Here is an 18,573-nt window from a genome sequence, read left to right on the forward strand (position 1 = left end):
CCGCACAAGCTCCGCATGAAAAAGGGCGCCCGCCGGCCGGATGGCTGACGGGCGCCCCTCTCAGAGACGTTTGGCGCGCTTATCCGCGCGTGTGCACAAGCTCGCGAATGGCGCGCATTCCCGCGCATGGCGCGCTTTCTCGCGCGCTGTCCAATCGCGGCCCAGTCTCACGCACGGCGCAAGGCGGGCGGCAGGCCCAAGCTACTCCTCGACGGCGAGCACGCGGCCCGTCATCTCCTTGGAGGGCTCGAGGCCGGCAAGGGTGAGAATCGTCGGGGCGATGTCAGACAGGCGACCGTCCTCGATGCCCACGAGCTTAGCCTTGTCGTCGACGACGATGAGGGGCACGCGGTTCGTGGTGTGAGCCGTGAACGGGTGCTTGTGGCCCTCGCCGTCAACGTCAAACATGTGGTCAGCGTTGCCGTGGTCAGCCGTGATGAGAGCGAAGCCGCCCTTGGCCTCGATGGCCGGGATAACCTTGGAAAGCGCAGTGTCAACAGCCTCGACGGCCTTGACCGCAGCCTCAAAGACGCCCGTGTGGCCAACCATGTCGCAGTTGGCGAAGTTCACGATGTAGAAGTCCGCGCGGTCCTCGTTGATGGCCTCGACGAGCTTCTCGGTGACCTCGGGAGCACTCATCTCGGGCTTGAGGTCATACGTGGCGACCTTCGGGCTTGGGACGAGCACGCGCTCTTCGCCCGGCTTCGGGTCCTCGATGCCACCGTTCAGGAAGAACGTCACGTGGGCGTACTTCTCGGTTTCGGCGGTGTGGAGCTGCTTCAGGCCGTTCTCGGCGATGACGTCGGCCAGGACCTCCTGCGGGAAGGACTTGGGGAACGCGACCTCGACGTCGAAGTTCGGGTCGTACTCGGTCATCGTGACGAAGTGCGAGAGCTTGATCTGCTCGCGCTCGAAGCCGTCGAACTCCTTGTCCGTGAACACGCGGGTCATCTGACGAGCGCGATCCGGGCGGAAGTTGAAGAAGATGACCGCGTCGCCAGCGTTGACGCCCTCGTTGTGGCAAGCGAACGGCTCGACGAACTCGTCGCCGCGCGGGTCCTTCTCGTAGTAGGCCTTGATGCCCTCGACCGGGCAGGTGTCGGCATCGGAGGCGTTGGCGATGACGTCATACGCGCGCTGGATGCGCTCCCAGCGGTTGTCGCGATCCATGGCCCAATAGCGGCCGGAGACCGTGGCAACGCGAGCGTCGACGCCGCAGCGCTCAGAGAGCTCCTTGAGGTAGTCGCAGAACTCGGCCATGTAGCCGGCACCGGACTGCGGGTCGACGTCGCGGCCGTCCATGAAGGCGTGCACGCGAATCGTCTTGACGCCACGCTCGGCGGCCATCTTGGCTAGAGCCTCGACGTGGTTCATGTGCGAGTGGACACCGCCGGGGCTCATGAGGCCCATGAGGTGGAGGGTCTTGCCCTCGGCCTTAACGTCGTCCATGGCGCGAACGAAGACCTCGTTCTCGGCGATGGAGCCGTCCCTGATGGCGTTGTTGATGCGCGAGAGCTCCTGGAACACGATGCGGCCGGCACCGATGTTCAGGTGGCCCACCTCGGAGTTGCCCATCTGGCCGTCGGGAAGGCCGACGTCCTCGCCGGAGGCACCCAGCGTGGTGTGCGGGTACTTGGCATAGAGGCTGTCGAGGAACGGGTGGCTGGCGCTCGTGACGGCGTTCTCATCGTTAGCAGGAGCCAGGCCACAGCCGTCCATGATGACGAGAAGGGCAGGAAGGTGACGCTCAGACATTGCTATTACTCCCCCGCCTTGATGACCATCTGGGAGAAGTCCTCGGCCTTGAGCGAGGCGCCGCCCACGAGGGCACCGTCGACGTCGGGCTTAGCGACGAGCTCGGCGATGTTGCCGGGCTTGGCGGAGCCGCCGTAGAGGACGCGGATGCCGTCAGCGGTCTCCTGGCCGAAGATCTCGGCGAGAGTCTTGCGGATGGCGCCGCAGACCTCCTGGGCGTCGTCGGCCGTGGCGGTCTTGCCGGTGCCGATGGCCCAGATGGGCTCGTAGGCGATGACGTACTTCGACGGATCGGTGATCTCGAGGTCCTCGGTGTCGGCCTTGATCTGATCGACGACGAACTCGACGTGCTTGCCAGCCTCGCGAACCTCGAGGGGCTCACCGCAGCAGCTGATGGGCACGATGCCGTGGGCCATGAGGGCCTTGGCCTTCTTGTTGATGTCCTCGTCGGTCTCGCCGAAGTAGCCGCGACGCTCGGAGTGGCCGATGATGCAGTAGGTGGCGTTCACGGCCTCGAGCATGGAGGGAGCGGTCTCGCCGGTGAAGGCGCCGGACTCCTCGAAGTAGACGTTCTGGGCACCCAGGGCGAACTGGGCGTTGGTCTGGTCTATGACCTCGGAGACACCCTTGAGGTCGACGGTCGGCGGGCAAACGACGACCTCCACACCGTTGAGGTCCTTGCCGGCGAGAGCGTCGGCGAGACCCTGGGCGAGCTCAACGCCCTCGGTGTAGTTCTTGTTCATCTTCCAGTTGCCAGCAATCATGAGGTTACGCATCGAGAAGAGCCTCCACTCCCGGAAGAGCCTTGCCCTCGACGAGCTCCATGGAAGCGCCACCGCCGGTGGAGATCCAGCTCATCTTGTCGGCCAGGCCGAACTTGTTGACGGCCGCAACGGAGTCGCCGCCACCGATGATGGACGTGCAGTCGGCGTCAGCCACGGCGCGGCAGACGGCCTCGGTGCCATGGGCGAAGTTGTCGAACTCGAAGACGCCCATGGGACCGTTCCAGAAGACGGTCTTGGCACCCTTGATGGCCTCGGCGTAGAGCTCCTCGGTCTTGGGACCGATGTCCATGCCCTCGCGGTCATCGGGGATGGCGTCGGAGGCGACGACCTCAGGCACGGCGTCCTCACCGAAGTGGTCGGCAACGCGGTTGTCGACGGGGAGAAGGATCTTGACGCCCTTGTCCTCGGCCTTCTTGAGCATCTCGGCCGCGCGCTCGACCCAGTCCTCCTCCTTGAGGGACTGGCCGACGGTCATGCCCTGAGCGAGGAAGAAGGTGTAGGCCATGCCGCCACCGATGATGAGGGTGTCGGCGGAGTCGATGAGGTGATCGAGGACGCCGATCTTGCTGGAGACCTTGGAGCCGCCGACGATGGCGACGAACGGACGCTCGGGCTCGGCGAAGATGCCGGTCAGGGTGTCGACCTCCTTCTCGAGGAGGAAGCCAGCGACGGCCGGGATGTAAGCGGCCGGGCCAACGACGGAACCCTGGGCGCGGTGGGCGGTGCCGAAGGCGTCGAGGACGAAGACGTCGCCGTAGGAGGCGAGGCGTTTGGCGATCTCCGGGTCATTCTTCTTCTCGCGCTTGTCGAAGCGGACGTTCTCGAGGACGAGGACGTGGCCCGGCTCGAGGGCGTCGACGGCGGCCTTGGCCTCGTCGCCGTAGGTGTCAGCGACGAAGGTGACGTCGAGGCCGCTCATCTCGGCGAGCTTCTCGGCGACCGGCTTGAGGGAGAGCTCGGGCTGGAAGCCGGTGCCCTCGGGGCGACCGAGGTGGCTCATGAGGATGACGCGAGCGTTGTGCTCGACGAGGTACTTGATCGTGGGAAGCGCGGCGGAGATGCGCGTGGTGTCGCCCACGACGCCGTCCTTGATGGGGACGTTGAAGTCGACGCGGCAAAGGACGCGCTTGCCGTCGACATCGATGTCACGGACGGTCTTCTTGGTGAAAGCCATGTCGTTCCTTTCAGGGTTGTGGCGGGCGGTGTGACCACCCCGCCTACGTGAAGAACGAAAGGGGCGCGGCGCGGCCCGAAAGCTGCGACCGCGCCCCAAAGCTACCTAGGGAAGCGTCACTTAGGCGACGAACTTCTCGAAGTACTTGATGGTGCGGACCATCTGGGAGGTGTAGGAGTTCTCGTTGTCGTACCAAGAGGTGACCTGGACGAGGGACTGGCCGTTGCCGAGGTCGGAGACCATGGTCTGCGTGGCGTCGAAGATGGAGCCGTGGGTCTCGCCGACGATGTCGCGGGAGACGATCTGGTCCTCGTTGTAGGCGAAGGTCTCGGGGATGGTCTCGGCGTAGGCCTTCATGGCAGCGTTGACCTCCTCGACGGTGACGACCTTGTCAACGACGGCGTAGAGGTTGGTGAGGGAGCCGGTCGGCGTCGGGACGCGCTGGGCGGCACCGATAAGCTTGCCGTTGAGCTCGGGGAGAACCAGGCCGATGGCCTTGGCAGCGCCCGTGGTGTTCGGGACGATGTTCTCGGAGCAGGCGCGGGAGCGACGGAAGTTGCCCTTGCGCTGCGGGCCGTCGAGCGGCATCTGGTCGCCGGTGAAGGCGTGGATGGTGGTCATGATGCCGGAGACGATGGGAGCGAAGTCGTTGAGACCCTTGGCCATCGGGGCGAGGCAGTTGGTGGTGCAGGAAGCAGCGGAGATGATGTTGTCATCAGCGGTGAGCTGCTCGTGGTTCACGTTGTAGACGATGGTCGGGAGGTCCTTGCCGGCCGGAGCGGAGATGACGACCTTCTTGGCGCCAGCGTTGATGTGGGCCTGAGCCTTCTCCTTGCTGGTGTAGAAGCCGGTGCACTCGAGGACGACGTCGACGTCGAGCTCGCCCCAAGGCAGGTTGTTGGCGTCGGCCTCCTTGTAGATCTTGATCTCCTTGCCGTCGACGATGATGGAGTCCTCGGTGGACTCAACCTTGTGGTCGCGGCTGTAGTTGCCCTGCGTGGAGTCGTACTTCAGAAGGTAGGCGAGCATATCCGGAGAGGTGAGGTCGTTGATGGCGACGATCTCGGAGCCCTCGTGGCCGAACATCTGACGGAAGGCCAGACGACCGATGCGACCAAAGCCATTAATAGCAACCTTAACTGCCATGCTTTCTCCTTTCGAAGACCCCACGGGCGCCCCTTGCGCCGTGCGGGCCACGTTGGAAACACCATTGGTGATAATACCGCTAAATCGCTCCGGCTATACGGTTAAGAGATGATTTGATTTCCTAAATTGTGCCGTTTACCTGCGAGTTGTCTATAGTTCTATGGACAACCACTTCGCCAAACGGACACACGCTCCAAGTCCTTGTCGCAGGTAGTCATAAGGTTATGGTCGATGTCCGCCAGAGGTGATACTCGTGTGGTCATCATGTTTCCATTTTGTTACGCGCCTCAGTAACTCGCCAATGGAGAACACACGTGCAAGCGGGTCGCGCCAACGCCGGGACACGCAGACACGAAGCCCGGACCGCGTGGCGAGAAAGCGAGGGCCCCGACACCTACTCGAGGAGCTTCTCCAGGCGAAGGACGCGGTGATAGAGCGCGCTCTTGGAGAGTGGCGGCATCATCTGGGCTCCAAGGTCACGGAGCGAGAGCTCCGGATGCTCGCGCCTCGCCACGCAGAACTGCATGAGCGCGGGCGGCAGGGCGTCGAAGCCAATCTCGCGCTCGACGCGGTCGATGAGGGCGAGCTGGTCTGCCGAGGCACCGGTCGAGCGAGCCTGGTTGGCGAGCTCCGCGTTGACGCGCCGGTTGACGTCATTCTTGACGGACTTCATGACGCGGATGTTCTTGACGGCGCGCGCCGTGCGCTCCGCCCCCACGACGCCGAGGAGGGCAGCGATGTCATCGAAGCTCTTGAGGTAGATGGCGTAGGAGCCGCGACGACGGTTCACGCGCGCAGTAATGCCCTCGTCATCGAGGAGCTCCAGGAGGTCATCGGCGAACTCGTCACCCGTGACCGCTATCTCGAGGTGGAAGTCTCCGCGCGGGTCAGCGATGAAGCCGCCGGCCATGAAGGCGCCGCGCAGGTACGCCGCGCGGCAGCACGGGCGGGCGACGACACGCGCCGCGATGCCGCTCGAGAGACCGCGGCCCAGAACGAGGACGCCCATGCGAATGAGCGCCTGCTCGAGGCCCTTCTGCTCCGGAATCTCAATCAGGTAGTTGCGCGACCTGTGGAGGTTCGAGCGGCGCACGGTAAGAGACGTGTCGAGATCGAACACCTCGTGCGCGAGGCGGATGACGGTGCGCGCCACGGCGCCCGTCTCCGTTGAGACGCGGATCGAGTAGGTGCCCGAGCCATGGAACGACAACGCGCCGCAAACGCGGACAAGCGCCGCGAGCTCCGCGACGGCGCACTCCGGGCACGAGCCGCCCACGCGAGCGAGCTCGTCTTTTACCTCGGCGGTGAATGACATTTAGCTATTCCTGACGTTGGCTAGGGCGAGGTCTCTATGGGAGAGGCTCACGTGGTAGCCGCCCCGCTCGAGGTAAGCGGCGGTGGCATTGGCAATCGCGACGCTCCTGTGCTGGCCGCCCGTGCAGCCGACAGCAATGGAGAGGTGGCTCTTGCCCTCCGCTACGTAACCTGGCATGGCGACGTCGAGCAGGTTGTACCAGGCGTCAAGAAACTTCTCCGTCACGGGGTTACCGAGGACGAAGTCACTCACGAGCTTGTCGTTGCCGGTGAGCGAGCGCATCTTCGGGTCATAGAAGGGGTTGGGCAGGAAGCGGACGTCGATCATGAGGTCCGCCTCGACGGGCATGCCGTGCTTGAAGCCAAAGGAGAAGACGGACACCTCCATGAGCTGCTGATCCGTCAGCTCCGAGAAGGCGCGGCGCAGGCGGACGCGCAGGTCGCGCACCTTGAGGTAGCTCGTGTCAATCACGAGGTCGCTCGCATCGCGGACCGAGGCAAGCTGGCGACGCTCGCGCGCGATAGCGCTGGTGAGCGACTCGCCGGGCTGTGCCAGCGGGTGGCGACGGCGATTCTCGTCATAACGGCGGATGAGGATGCTGTCCGCCGTGTCGAGGAAGAGCACCTTGCAGGAAATCTCATGCTCGCGAAGCTGGATGAGAGAATCAGAGATCTCATCGAAGAGGCCCTGGCTGCGCAGGTCGCACGTGACGGCAAGGTGGCGGCCGACGCCGGTATTGATGCCCACGAGCTGTGCGAGCTGCAGGATGAGGCGCGGAGGCAGGTTGTCGATGCAGAAGTAGCCCATGTCCTCGAAGACGTGCATGGCCTGCGTGCGGCCAGAGCCGGACATGCCCGTAATGACCACGACGTCCGGAACGCGCGCGGCAAGCTCGCGGGCGCGCATCTGCTGGCCACCGGTTGCCGCCGGCGCCGCCACCGAGCTCGCAGCACGAGCCTCGCTCACCTCTGCCGCCTGGAGCACGCGCGAACGCGTCTCGTCCGTGCGCACGGCTGCCTCAGGCTCGGACGCCCGATTCTGCTTTTCCTCCGCCGCCATGGTCTCCCCCTTCGTCGTTGCCCTCCGAGTATACAGGCTCTTCCGGACACTATCCGAGGCCCCAAGCCACCGTCGCGAAAGGGACATCCCGGGGCAGCAAACAGGCGAGAGGGACACACGCCGGACAGCCCCACGCCCCGGACCGCTTGCGATTTCACCCATCCCAAGCACGCGGTTCGCGTAATAATGGACAGGTGGACACGGAGACTGGAGGCAGCATGGCACGCACCATCGTTCTCGTCAGGCACGGCAAGGCGCAGGGGGCGAGGCCGGGTCTCTCGGACTCCGAGCGACCCCTCGTGCCGGGCGCCGCCGAGGCCCTGGCGGAGGCGTTGCCGCGCGCGTTCGCCCTTCTCGACGCCGGCGATGAGGCCGCGCGCGTCTGGGTGAGCCCGGCGCTCCGCACGCGCCAGACAGCGGAGGAGGTCGCGGCGGCGCTCGACGCGAACGGCGTCTCGTATGCCACGGAGGAGCGCGACTGCCTCTTCTACCAGGACCAGGAGGCCTTCTTTGACGATATCGAGGACACGCCGGACGGCTCGGTGATAGTCGCCGTCGGCCACATCCCCTTCATGGAGGACGTCCTCGAGCGCCTCACGGGCGAGTGCATCTCGTTCACCCCCGGGTCCGTCGCCGCCGTCACGTTGCCGGGCACCCCGCGTGCGCAAGTCCCCGAGGACGACGTGCTCTGGTATGTCCGCGGCCCCAAGGTCGCCAAGCCGCGCGGGTAGCCGCGCCCCGGCGACGCTCCCCCGCACCCGCCCCTTGCGGTAGAGTTAATCATTCGAAATTCCGCACGCGGCGACGCCGGCGCATCGGCGGCGTCGCCACTCCGCGATCACAGGGAGCAGCATGAGCGTCGAACCCACAGACATCGAGACCGCCGCGCCAGACGACCCGATCCTCGCCGAGGAGCAGGCACACCTGAGCGAGATCTACGCAAAGCTCCTCGCCATGCGCGACGAGCTCGCGGAGGAGCTCGAGCACGGCCACGAGGGCGCCGCGGCGGACCTGCGCGAGCTCTCCGACGAGATCCGCCCGGACTTCGGCGGCGCGGATGAGACGATGGAGACGCTCGCCGCCATCGAGACGCTCAACGCCGTCATCGACGCCTACAACCAGTACCACGACTTCTCCGTCGACAAGCTCCGCAGGCTCCTGCTCCTGCTGCGCCAGCCCTACTTCGCGAAGGTCCGCCTCAAGATGGCGCCGGACCGCCCCGCGCGCGACGTCTACATCGGCGCCGCCGGCATGACCGACGACCGCAGCCGTCCCCTCATCGTCGACTGGCGAAACCCCGTCGCCGAGACCTACTACAACCAGGACAACGGCCAGACCTCCTACACCGTCAACGGGCGCACCAAGACCGTTGAGCTCGAGCTTCGCCGCCAGTTCGACATCACGCGCGACCACCTCAATATGTACTTCGACACCACGGTCGCCATCGAGGACTCGCTTCTGCTCGGCGCGCTTCGCAGCCACCACTCCGAGAAGCTCCGCGACATCACGGCGACCATCCAGCGCGAGCAGAACCAGGTCGTGCGCCACGAGGACGTCCCCGTGCTGCTCGTGAACGGCATCGCGGGATCGGGCAAGACCTCCGTCATGCTCCAGCGCATCGCGTTTCTCCTCTACCGCGAGCGCGAGACGCTGAGCCCGAGCCAGGTCCACCTCTTCGGGCCCAACGCCGTGTTCGAGCACTACATCGACAACGTCCTGCCCTCCATGGGCGAGGCGAACCCACAGGTCTACACCTGGCGCGACTTCTGCGAGGCCCAGGGCGCGGGTGGCCGAGGCCTCGGCATCGACACGGACCCGGCGAACCTCAGGCGCCTCGAGGAGGGCCTGCCCGGCCTCGAGCTCACCGTGGCGGACCTGCGCGAGGTGCGCTGCGGAGATACGGTCATGCTCAAGGCGAACCAGGTGGAGGCGGCCGTCGCCAAGTTCGCGAAGTTCGGCGTGGGCCCGCGCCTCTGCGCCCTCGTCAAGGACGAGCTGCTCAAGGGCGTGAGCCGCCGCATCGCTAGCATGGCGCGCAACATGGAGTACCAGGAGGAGATGCTCGGCCTCGATGTCGACGACCAGGTGCGCTTCTTCGGGGAGACCGTGAGCCCCGACACCGAGGACGAGACCTTCGAGCTCACGCGCCGTTGGCTCGAGCAGCGCTACGCCGGCGTGGAGGACGAGATCGAGCACCTCTCGTGGCTGCGCCTCGACCGCATCGCTATGCGCCTGCTGGGGACCCAGAGTGTGAGCTCGAGCGAGTGGCTGTACCTGCGCCTGCTCGTGACCGGCCGCGGCGACACCAACGCGCGCTACGTCATGATCGACGAGGTCCAGGACTACTCGCTCGCGCAGCTCATGGTGCTCGCGCGCTTCTTCAGCCGCGCGCACTTCCTCATGCTGGGCGACGAGCACCAGGCCATCCGCGAGGGCACCGCGAGCTTCGACGAGATCCGCGAGCTGTTCGCGCAGAGCCACGGCAGCGTCGACGAGTGCCGCCTCCTCACGAGCTACCGCTCGAGCCCGGAGATCACGGCGCTATTCAGCGGCCTTGTCGAGCACGACTCCCCCGTCAAGCTCGCGAGCGTCCACCGTGCCGGCGTGGCCCCGCGCATCGAGGCCCTGCCCGGGCGCGACGAGTTCCTCGCCGCCCTCAAGGAGGTCGTTGCCGGCGCGAGCGAGGACGAGGGCCTCACCGCCATCGTCGCCGCGAACGACGGCGCCGTGAGTTGGCTCTCCAAGCAGCTGGGGGATGCCGCCGAGGTCATCAACCGCGACCGCGAGCTCCCGGCGACGGGCGTGGTCATCATGTCGCTACGCCTGGCGAAGGGCCTCGAGTTCGACCACGTGATCATCCCGGACGCGAGCGCCGAGACCTACCCCGACACGCCCCTCGCGCGCCGGCGCCTCTACACCGCGATCTCGCGCGCGATGCACAAGGCGACGCTCCTGGCCCAGGGCGAGCTCAGCCCGCTGCTGGGGTAGGGCGGACTGGCCCTCGGAGGTGCTGGCAAGCCCGAGCGATAAGGGCGGCCTAACCCAATTGTGGAGGTTTCTCCACATTCTTGACGGGCCTAGGGAAGCTGCGTATAGTTCTTTCTTGCGCTTGAAGCGCATCACATATTGCGGGGTGGAGCAGTCTGGTAGCTCGTCGGGCTCATAACCCGAAGGTCGTAGGTTCAAATCCTGCCCCCGCGACCAAACGTTCAGGGTCGGAAGCATCGCTTCCGGCCCTTTTTCGTGTATCAGATAGACGGGTATCAGATAGACGGGTTTCCCGATATCCCCGCAAGAATTCTGCGAAAGATGCGTGACGACAATAGGATTACCGATGCCGAGTACCAGAAGCTACGCAAGGGAAAAGGAAAGAGGAAGAAATAGCAGATATCGACGATTAAGCCTGCAGGCGAGCAAAACGCCGAGATGGTACGCAACGACATCGATAGCATCATAGGCAATCCGCCTGAGTTCGGCGTTGCTATAAGTTCCTTGGCAACAGCGGGCTCACCGTCCTCGCGCCATTCGCGAAGAACATAAACCCGTTGGGCCTCGCGGAGAACGGCAAGCATTACACAACCCGCCGGCCTCATCTCGAAGACCTCGTAGCCTGGCTTAAATCTTTTGCCCTCACTATGTGGGAAGATCCATACCCGCTCCAAATCGAAGGAGGGTTCGCGACGCAAAAAGACAGCAATGCCCGCGAATTCGATACCGATGGCATGCAGGAATTCGACGCCTATTCCTACTACGACTTGCTTGACCCATGGACATGGGAACACACCCGGAGTCATGAAAGCGGCGGAGCCGTCCTCTCCAACATCTATTTCGAGCTCAAAGATGGACCGATTGAGCTCTCGTGGGACAACCGCGGCTGCGACCCCCTGCACATTCGACTGCGGGTCCGGAGGTACGCGCGTAAACGCCGAAGTATTCAAGGCCGTCGTGCTCAAGTTTGTTGATACCTACGAGAGGCATTGGGGAATCAAGGTGAATGATGACAGCACTTGGATGCGAATGCCCACGCCAGGAAAGATGGATTAACCGCGCAAGCAAAACGATCTGGGCTTGTCTTGATCGAGACTATGGGAGCCTTTCTTTTCACTGAATGATGTCGACAATCATACGCATCGAACCATAGAGCTGTCTCAAATAACCGAAGGTCGCCGGTTCAAATCCTGCCCCCTGCGACCAAGAATTTGTAGCTCGTCGGCCTAGCCTGCGAGCTTTTTTTGTTATTCCGGGACTGTGTTATCGGCTCGGCCCTCAACTTCCCAAACAAAATCTCGATCTGTAACAGGTAGACCCGATTTTGCCGACCAGGTGTTACAGGACGAGACGTTTGGACAGGGCGGCATTGCATACCCAACCTGACACAAGCCAGCAGAGTGCAAACTGGGGAACTCTACTGGGGAACTAGGGAACTTTACTGTGGTACTAGGGAACTTTACTGGGGAACTAGGGAACTTTACTGGGGAACTAAGGAATGACTGAGGTATAGTGGGGACTAACTAATGATTCAATCGAAGGGCAGCTATGTTCATTACGAATGATATCGAGTTGGCCGCTGCGGTTGAGCATATGAGGGCCGCGGGGACGGATCTTGCCGAATACGAACTCAAAACGGCAGCAGGCGGTTTTCCCAAGACGATGCCGGATTCAATTTCTGCTTTTGCTAATGGAGCTGGCGGAACGATCGTTTTCGGTATCAGTGAAAGGGACGGCTTCCATTCGGTGGACATCGATGTGAAGGTGATTCAGGCACATAGCGCTCAGGCGGCGAGGGAGCTCATTGAGCCTCCTCAGATAGTAGACATCATGGTTTTGGAGTTTGAGTCAAAGCCTGTCGTTGTGGTCAATGTCCCCGAGGCTTCGCCGCGAGAGAAGCCGTGCTATGTCAAAAAGCTCGGTCAACGCCTTGGCTCATACATAAGAACGGGCGATGGCGATCACAAGATGTCATCTTATGAAATCGATCGATACATTGAGAATCAATACCGGAGCGCGCGCAACGATGCCGTTGTCGTTGAGGGTGCAACGATGGATGACTTTGACAAAGATTTGCTTGCGGGATGGCTCTCGCGTGTGAGAGCAACAACGCTGGGCAGGTCCGCTGCCTTAAGCGACGAGGAGCTTATGGCGAATCGACGCGTGGTATCTCCTGATACTGAAGGGGTCTTGAGGCCGACCGTCGCCGGCATTATGGCGTTGGGTTTTTGTCCGCAGCAGTTTTTCCCTCGAGCCAATGTTGTGTTCACAGTATATCCGACATCGAAGAAGGGCGAGGTGGGGAGAGTCGGGGAACGCTTCTCTGATTCGGTCGATATCGACGGGCCAATACCCATCATGGTGGTTGATGCGGTGCGGGCTGCATCGCGAAACATGAAGCATGGCGCAATCGTAAGAGGCGCATTGAGGGAAAACGTGCCGGACTACCCGTTGGCTGCAGTCCGTGAGGCTGTTGCCAACGCATTGATGCATAGGGATTATTCTCCCGACGCGTTAGGCACCCCCGTAATGGTCGACCTTTATCCCGATCGCATGGAGTTGTCCAACCCCGGTGGCTTGTTCGGCTCGTTGACGGTCGAGCGCTTGGGACAACGAGGCGCAACGGCTTCGAGGAACCAGTTTCTAGCTCGAATTCTCGAAGATGTGCCGTATTCCGATATTGATGGCAGGATCGGTCGTGTTGTCGAGAATCGAGGCTCAGGTTATCCGACAATTAATAGGGAGCTCGAACAAGCTTTGATGCCTGCGCCGATTGCCAAAAGCACTCTCGATGAGTTTGTTTTGATCATGAGGCATCGGCGTATGACGGATCAGGAAGACCGCTCATACACAAAGGAAAACGTGAAGACTGCCATTCTGGGTTACATCACTGATCGCGAGAGCGTAAGCACGTCGGAACTTGCGAAAGCGTCGGGGATGTCGGTAAAAACCGTGCGCAGATATTTGTCTGCGCTTATGGAAGAGGGAATTGTCGAGGGGATTGGGACGGCCAATAGCCCCAAGCGGCGCTACCGTCTGCGTCGGTAGGAGCAGTCTGGTAGCTCGTCGGGCTCATAACCCGAAGGTCGTAGGTTCAAATCCTGCCCCCGCGACCAAACGTTCAGGGTCGGGAGCATCGCTTCCGACCCTTTTTCGCATTGCTGGCCGCTCGCCCGCCATCAGCCACACAGAGCCCGCACCGGCCAGACGTCGCCCCACGCGGCGTCGCAACGGGCATTACGGCGAAGTGTCCCATTAAGCCCCAGGTCAGGCGTAGTGCAATTAGTGTCCGGAGGGACTGCGATGATGGTCCCGCCATGAGGAGATGGGAGCCGACCATAGCCAGCTCGGCGTTCGCGGTTCGAACGCAGGACGACGGTTTCAAGCCCGGAATCGCTTTTGGCGGCAGTAGGCACCAGCGGCGCAAGCGTAATGGAGCTCGATTCCATGATCGGCGAGACGTCGGGCCCCACCCGAATCATCCACAGCCAACAGCACCAGACAAGCCTGAAAGGGGACACCATGAATGAACTCACCTTCGACCAGGTAATGACGGAAATCGCAATGGGGCTCGAGCGCGACGCGAGCCATGACATCCCCTATCTCAAGAGCAAGGCGGAGGAGTATCGAGAGCACCCGCAGAGCAGGGAGATCCTTCGCGCGATCGGCAGGATGATCTTCGATGCCCTGCCTGATGACAAGAAGGATGAGTTTCAGAAGCTCGTCGACAACCATGCGGACGGAACAGAATCAGTCCTCAAGGAAGTTGTCTTCTGCCTGAAGACCGGCGATCCGGAGAAGGCCCTTCACCTCATCGAGCCCCTTGTTCAGAGCTTTGACGAAATGATTGCCGCAGGGTGCTACCGCGATGACAAGGAGAGCGTCTATTTCGACTTCACCTCGCCCATCGAGGAGATCGTCTGGAGGGTGCACACTGACGAGTCGCGGATCGTGCGCGTCTGCCCGGAACCCTTCAGCCATGTCTACGCTCTCTACAGCGCTTGCCTCTATGAGACCGGCCAGCACGAGGCCGCCATTGCCGCCGAGGAAAAGGCCATCAGGTGGAATCCCTCGGACGTCAACCTCCGCTTCGAGGTTGGCGAGAACTACAAGAAGCTCGGGGACATGGAGACTCTGAACGAGACCCTCGATACGGCCCATCCGTACGTTCGCGACGCCGCCGGCATGGCCAAGTTCCACAGGGAAAAGGCCTTCTACCTCGTCGAAGTGGGCAACTACGAGCTTGCCGCCGCGTACCTGGTCTTCAGCACGGTATTCGAGAACAGCAACCTCGTTGGCAGCGAGCTCATGTACCTCAAGAGAGAGTGCGGCGCTGATTTCACGGGCATGACCGTAGACGAGGCGGCGACAATCCTCGAGAGGTCCGGAGAAGCCTATCTCCCTGACGAGGGCACGCTCGCCGCGCTGTCATCGATCATCGGCATCGCCCTCGAGCACGATGACGCGCAAACGGCAACGCGGGCAGCCATAGGCCTCTACGAGCTAACCGGGGACGAGGACGCGAAGCAGCTCGCCATGCAGCTGATGGGAGAGGGCGAAGGCGAGCAGTGACAGGCGCGGGCGCTATGGGCAGGCTCGGCGGGCGGTAGCGAGTGCGCGGACGTCATGGGCAGGCTCGGCGGGCAGCGGCTCGACCGTCCACGCCCGCGCCTCGACTCTCGGCGGCGCGCGGCCGTTCAACGAATAGACCCGCCGCCTCAGTGTACGTGTAGGAGAATGGATGGTCCGCAATTAATGTCTTGAGATAGGGCTTTTGATGGCTAGAGGATTCACCAACAGCGAGGCAAGAGACTTGATCGAGCGTTCCAACGCCCTGCTGGAGGAGTTCAGCGCTGCCGCTCAGCTGTCAGAGACGCGTCACGCGGAGCTTGCCCAGATCGTGCGGGAGACACGTAGCAGAAAGGTCGATGCCCGCTTTTCGGATGTCGTGATTCGACAAACGGGAGAGAACACCTACGAAGTGCTCGACATCAACCCCTTGGGGGCCATCACCCTCGACCAGCTGAACGGCATCGAAAACCCCTCCCTCGTACATATTACAGACGGGCTTGAGACGCACACCCTCGCGGAGTGTCAGCAGCGAGCGTTCGAGGGAATGCGCATCAACCTCGACGGCCCCCACGACGCCGCTGCAAACGCGATGCTCCACGCCGCCTTTGTCTCCACAAACTCCTATCAGCCCGCAGCGATCTGCAAACACGCCGCAGATGCCTACGGGCCGCATGTTCAGACCCTCGTCGAGAAGATCGAGGCGGGCAGTGGCACGTTCAAGCGGCTGTTCGCCTCTCGCGACAAGAAGGACGAGGCCAAGAGATCCTACCTCGAGCTAAAAACCCTGATAGACCAGCGTCTCGACCCCACTGCGTCAACCGCCCTCGACACGCTCAACTCACTTCCCGCTATCTCGGAAGACGCCGCGTGGGCGTGGTTCTCCTCAAACCGGGAAGACGCGCTTCGCGAGGTCGGCACGGTCTCCCCGTCAGTGGTCGGGACTGACGACTGGCAGTTCCTCTCCTCAGATGCGAAGAAGCTTTCGGGCGAAGTCTCAGGCTACGGTGCGCGACTCTCGGAGAAGTCTGATGCCAGCCCGGCCTCCCTGGAAAGCATTATTCGCAGGGCCGTCAGCAAGAGCTTCGCGGGAGACGTGCTCAGCACCCTCAAGACCGTCCCCATCAAGGAGCTCGCCCGTACCGGGCGCGGCATTCGTGTCAAGTCGCTCAGGGACGCGGGCTTCGAGACCATCGCGGACGTCTACGCCGCGACAAAGACCGAGCTAGAGAGTGTGCATGGCATCTCCTACTCCGGCGCCTGCGACATCAAGAAGGCGGCGACAGAGTTTGCAGGCGAGGTTGAGAAGGGCCTCAAGCTCCGTCTCTCGGCAGACAACAAGACGCCCGAGGCGACCCGCATCCTCTGCGCCGCCTCCGCGCTCAAAGAGTGGAGGAAACTCTCCCATGAGTGTGGCGCCCTCCTAAACGCGGTCACCGAGGAGACCGGCACGCCACTCGCCGAGCTCAGTATCGCGAGGAAGCCGATGGCCTGGCTCTTCTCCACCCCGGAGGAGCGCGAGAAGGCAACGGACGCGTATAGCAGCCTCAACGCTTTCCTCGTGAGCGAAACCGCCCTGAAGGCCAACGCCACCCTCAAGCGTATGTATAAGCTCGAGCAAAACGCCGTGCCCGCAGACCGGGCCTGGGCGGAGTTCACCGCGAACCCCGTCGCGATCATCAACATCCTGGAAGACGTCGTGCCCGAGGCCCTTGGCAACGACGACACGCTCTTCGGCCTGCCAGAGGAACTCGCCCGCGAGATCCAAGACGAGGCCTTCTTCCCGGAGGGCTTGAACTGCACCCTGCGTCGCTATCAGGAGTGGGGCGTGAAATACATCCTCCATCAGGGAAAGACCCTGCTCGGCGACGAGATGGGCCTGGGAAAGACCGTCCAGGCCATCGCGGCGATGGTCTCGCTGAAGAACGTCGGCGAGACGAAGTTCCTCGTGGTTTGCCCCGCGAGCGTGCTCGAGAACTGGTGCAGGGAGGTCAAGAAGCACAGCAAGCTCCGCGTGACGAAGGTGCACGGACGCAACTGCCGCACAGCCTTCGAAGACTGGACCAGGACCGGCGGCGTCGCCGTCACCACCTACGAGACCACCGGAAAGCTGAAACTCGCCGAAGGCTCCACCTATGGCCTCGCCGTGGTCGACGAGGCTCATTACATCAAGAATCCCGAGGCAGCGCGCTCGAAGAACACCCTGAGGTTGCTCGAGAACGCCAACAGGGTCCTCCTCATGACGGGTACCGCGCTCGAGAACAAGGTCGACGAGATGCTCACCCTGATCGGCTATCTCCGCCCGGACGTCGCGAGGCGCGCCAGGCCCCTCGCCTTCATGTCTGGCGCGCGGCGATTCAGGGACGAAATCGCCCCCGTCTACTACCGCCGCAAGAGGGAGGACGTGCTCACGGAGCTCCCGGAGCTCATCGAGAGCGAGGAGTGGTGCACCCTCGGCGAAGTGGAGAAGGAAGCGTACGAGCGCGCCGTCCTCAGGAGGTCGATCATGGCGTCGCGCCAGGTCTCGTGGAACGTCGCCAACCTCGAGGAGGACTCCTCCAAAGCGAAGAGGCTGCTCGAGATCATCGACAGCGGCGCGGACGACGGCAGGAAGGTCCTCGTCTTCACGTTCTTCCTCAACACCGCCTATGGCATCGCAAACCTGCTGGGCGACAAGTGCGTCGGCATGATCAACGGCTCCGTCCCTCCCGCGAGAAGGCAGGAAATCGTCGAGGAGTTTGACGCCGCGGAGCCCGGATCGGTGCTGGTGGCGCAGATCCAGTCGGGCGGAACCGGCATGAACATCCAGTGCGCGAGCGTCGTCGTCTTCTGCGAGCCGCAGTACAAGCCCTCGATCGAGAACCAGGCGGTCTCGCGCGCGTATCGCATGGGGCAAACGCGCAGCGTGCTCGCCTTCCGCCTGCTGTGCGAGAACACGGTCGACGAGCACATCCTCGAGATCATCCGCAGCAAGCAGCAAATCTTCGACGCCTTCGCGGACAAGTCCTCCGCGGCAGCCGCTGCCGCCGAGCAGGACATCGCCGTGGACGACAAGGGTATGGGCAAGATCATCGAGGAGGAGATCGAGCGCATCAAGACGGAGAACCCTGAGCTCGCGGCCCAGGTGGAGCGCGAGATGGCAGAGGCTCGCGAGTCAGGGCTCGGCATCGATGACGAGGGCGCGGCTCGTGCCAGCACCCGCACGGAAGGCGTCGCGCATGTGCCCGCCTCAAGGTCCAGGCGCGTGACGGACGCGACGCGCCAGGCGAACACGAGGCCCGCATCGCGCCCGAAGCCCACGGTGGATACGTTGCTCGCGGTGAGCGTCGGCACCCACGAGGGTGGCGCGGTTCGGCCGGCAGCGGTCAAGATGGCGCCGCGGTTCTGCCCCAACTGCGGCAATGAGTTCTCCCCGGGCACCAAGTTCTGCTGCTACTGCGGCGCCAAGCTACCCAGCCCAGCGCCCTAGAAGGGGCTCGTCCAGTCATGATTGGAGTTGTCGGGGTCTCCCGCCTCGCGGCTCCAGTCGCGAGCGTCGCCGCTCATGTAGTCATCCATGGAGCCGTAGCCATAATGGGAGTGACCGTTGTCCCAGTTGCCGTCCTCGGCGTCGTAGTGGCTCATGCGGCCGTTGTCGTAGACCTCGGTGTAGCTCGTGTAATCGGAGTCGTTCTCGTGGCCCTCGTAGGGGTTGCCGTTCTCGTCACTCGCGTCAACGTCGTAAGAGGCCCATCCCCAGCACATCATGGCAGTTCCTTTCCTCGCATTCTCACGTTTCGCCA

General features: G+C 63.0%; 13 protein-coding genes and 1 tRNA gene. 6 read left to right on the plus strand and 8 right to left on the minus strand.

Annotated elements, in window-relative coordinates; translation table 11 throughout:
* Window positions 1-201: 201 nt before the first annotated feature.
* The 6 genes from gpmI to rapZ all read right to left on the minus strand — a co-directional run bounded on the left by gpmI (window position 202) and on the right by rapZ (window position 7,081).
* Window positions 202-1,755, minus strand: a complete 1,554-nt coding sequence (gene gpmI / locus ABCN07_RS04665; RefSeq protein ID WP_343005597.1) for a 2,3-bisphosphoglycerate-independent phosphoglycerate mutase — start codon at window positions 1,753-1,755, stop codon at window positions 202-204.
* Window positions 1,756-1,760: 5 nt separating this feature from the next.
* A complete protein-coding gene (gene tpiA / locus ABCN07_RS04670; protein ID WP_343005598.1) occupies window positions 1,761-2,531 on the minus strand; it encodes a triose-phosphate isomerase in 771 nt (256 codons plus the stop codon).
* A complete protein-coding gene (locus ABCN07_RS04675; protein WP_293844556.1) occupies window positions 2,524-3,714 on the minus strand; it encodes a phosphoglycerate kinase in 1,191 nt (396 codons plus the stop codon). Before ABCN07_RS04675 ends, tpiA begins: the two co-directional genes overlap by 8 nt.
* A 120-nt stretch (window positions 3,715-3,834) precedes the next feature.
* Window positions 3,835-4,860 carry a type I glyceraldehyde-3-phosphate dehydrogenase gene (gene gap, locus ABCN07_RS04680; RefSeq protein WP_343005602.1) on the minus strand — a complete coding sequence of 342 codons (1,026 nt, stop codon included), beginning with the start codon at window positions 4,858-4,860 and terminating at the stop codon, window positions 3,835-3,837.
* Between the two features lie 394 nt (window positions 4,861-5,254).
* Window positions 5,255-6,175, minus strand: a complete 921-nt coding sequence (whiA, locus tag ABCN07_RS04685; RefSeq protein ID WP_343005604.1) for a DNA-binding protein WhiA — start codon at window positions 6,173-6,175, stop codon at window positions 5,255-5,257.
* Window positions 6,176-7,081 (minus strand): RNase adapter RapZ, encoded by a 906-nt coding sequence (gene rapZ, locus ABCN07_RS04690; RefSeq protein ID WP_343005739.1) that lies wholly within the window; start codon window positions 7,079-7,081, stop codon window positions 6,176-6,178.
* Between the two features lie 371 nt (window positions 7,082-7,452).
* Here rapZ and ABCN07_RS04695 point away from each other — a divergent pair, with 371 nt between their 5' ends.
* The 3 genes from ABCN07_RS04695 to ABCN07_RS04705 all read left to right on the plus strand — a co-directional run bounded on the left by ABCN07_RS04695 (window position 7,453) and on the right by ABCN07_RS04705 (window position 10,438).
* Window positions 7,453-7,965, plus strand: coding sequence for a histidine phosphatase family protein (locus tag ABCN07_RS04695; RefSeq protein WP_343005606.1), 513 nt, complete (start codon window positions 7,453-7,455; stop codon window positions 7,963-7,965).
* 121 nt (window positions 7,966-8,086) lie between these two features.
* Entirely contained in the window at window positions 8,087-10,222 is a 2,136-nt protein-coding gene (locus ABCN07_RS04700; protein ID WP_343005608.1) for an ATP-binding domain-containing protein, read from the plus strand.
* Window positions 10,223-10,361: 139 nt separating this feature from the next.
* Window positions 10,362-10,438, plus strand: a tRNA-Met gene (locus tag ABCN07_RS04705).
* A 59-nt stretch (window positions 10,439-10,497) separates the two neighbouring features.
* On the opposite strand, the gene ABCN07_RS04710 is transcribed toward ABCN07_RS04705, so the two are convergent.
* Complete coding sequence (locus ABCN07_RS04710) at window positions 10,498-11,187, minus strand: hypothetical protein (protein ID WP_343005609.1); 690 nt, start codon at window positions 11,185-11,187, stop codon at window positions 10,498-10,500.
* A gap of 583 nt (window positions 11,188-11,770) precedes the next feature.
* On the opposite strand from ABCN07_RS04710, the gene ABCN07_RS04715 reads away from it, so the two are divergent.
* The 3 genes from ABCN07_RS04715 (at window position 11,771) to ABCN07_RS04725 (ending at window position 18,260) form a co-directional block, all read left to right on the plus strand.
* Complete coding sequence (locus ABCN07_RS04715; RefSeq protein WP_343005611.1) at window positions 11,771-13,270, plus strand: ATP-binding protein; 1,500 nt, start codon at window positions 11,771-11,773, stop codon at window positions 13,268-13,270.
* Window positions 13,271-13,744: 474 nt separating this feature from the next.
* Window positions 13,745-14,794 carry a hypothetical protein gene (locus ABCN07_RS04720; RefSeq protein WP_343005612.1) on the plus strand — a complete coding sequence of 350 codons (1,050 nt, stop codon included), beginning with the start codon at window positions 13,745-13,747 and terminating at the stop codon, window positions 14,792-14,794.
* Between the two features lie 205 nt (window positions 14,795-14,999).
* Window positions 15,000-18,260 carry an SNF2-related protein gene (locus ABCN07_RS04725; RefSeq protein WP_343005614.1) on the plus strand — a complete coding sequence of 1,087 codons (3,261 nt, stop codon included), beginning with the start codon at window positions 15,000-15,002 and terminating at the stop codon, window positions 18,258-18,260.
* On the opposite strand, the gene ABCN07_RS04730 is transcribed toward ABCN07_RS04725, so the two are convergent.
* Window positions 18,257-18,538: a hypothetical protein gene (locus tag ABCN07_RS04730; RefSeq protein WP_343005615.1), complete on the minus strand. Its 282-nt coding sequence runs from the start codon at window positions 18,536-18,538 to the stop codon at window positions 18,257-18,259. The genes ABCN07_RS04725 and ABCN07_RS04730 overlap by 4 nt on opposite strands.
* Window positions 18,539-18,573 lie beyond the last annotated feature (35 nt).

Origin of the sequence: Collinsella sp. 1033st1_E11_1033SCRN_220408 (assembly GCF_039062465.1) — a bacterium.
Taxonomy (GTDB): Bacteria; Actinomycetota; Coriobacteriia; order Coriobacteriales; family Atopobiaceae; genus Parolsenella.

Coding starts and splice junctions, on each gene's coding strand:
- gap (WP_343005602.1), bottom strand. CDS start 4,860: ATGGCAGTTAAGGTTGCTATTAATGGCTTTGGTCGCATCGGTCGTCTG.
- ABCN07_RS04695 (WP_343005606.1), top strand. CDS start 7,453: ATGGCACGCACCATCGTTCTCGTCAGGCACGGCAAGGCGCAGGGGGCG.
- ABCN07_RS04730 (WP_343005615.1), bottom strand. CDS start 18,538: ATGATGTGCTGGGGATGGGCCTCTTACGACGTTGACGCGAGTGACGAG.
- whiA (WP_343005604.1), bottom strand. CDS start 6,175: ATGTCATTCACCGCCGAGGTAAAAGACGAGCTCGCTCGCGTGGGCGGC.
- tpiA (WP_343005598.1), bottom strand. CDS start 2,531: ATGCGTAACCTCATGATTGCTGGCAACTGGAAGATGAACAAGAACTAC.
- rapZ (WP_343005739.1), bottom strand. CDS start 7,081: ATGCGCGCCCGCGAGCTTGCCGCGCGCGTTCCGGACGTCGTGGTCATT.
- ABCN07_RS04725 (WP_343005614.1), top strand. CDS start 15,000: ATGGCTAGAGGATTCACCAACAGCGAGGCAAGAGACTTGATCGAGCGT.
- ABCN07_RS04715 (WP_343005611.1), top strand. CDS start 11,771: ATGTTCATTACGAATGATATCGAGTTGGCCGCTGCGGTTGAGCATATG.
- gpmI (WP_343005597.1), bottom strand. CDS start 1,755: ATGTCTGAGCGTCACCTTCCTGCCCTTCTCGTCATCATGGACGGCTGT.
- ABCN07_RS04700 (WP_343005608.1), top strand. CDS start 8,087: ATGAGCGTCGAACCCACAGACATCGAGACCGCCGCGCCAGACGACCCG.
- ABCN07_RS04675 (WP_293844556.1), bottom strand. CDS start 3,714: ATGGCTTTCACCAAGAAGACCGTCCGTGACATCGATGTCGACGGCAAG.
- ABCN07_RS04720 (WP_343005612.1), top strand. CDS start 13,745: ATGAATGAACTCACCTTCGACCAGGTAATGACGGAAATCGCAATGGGG.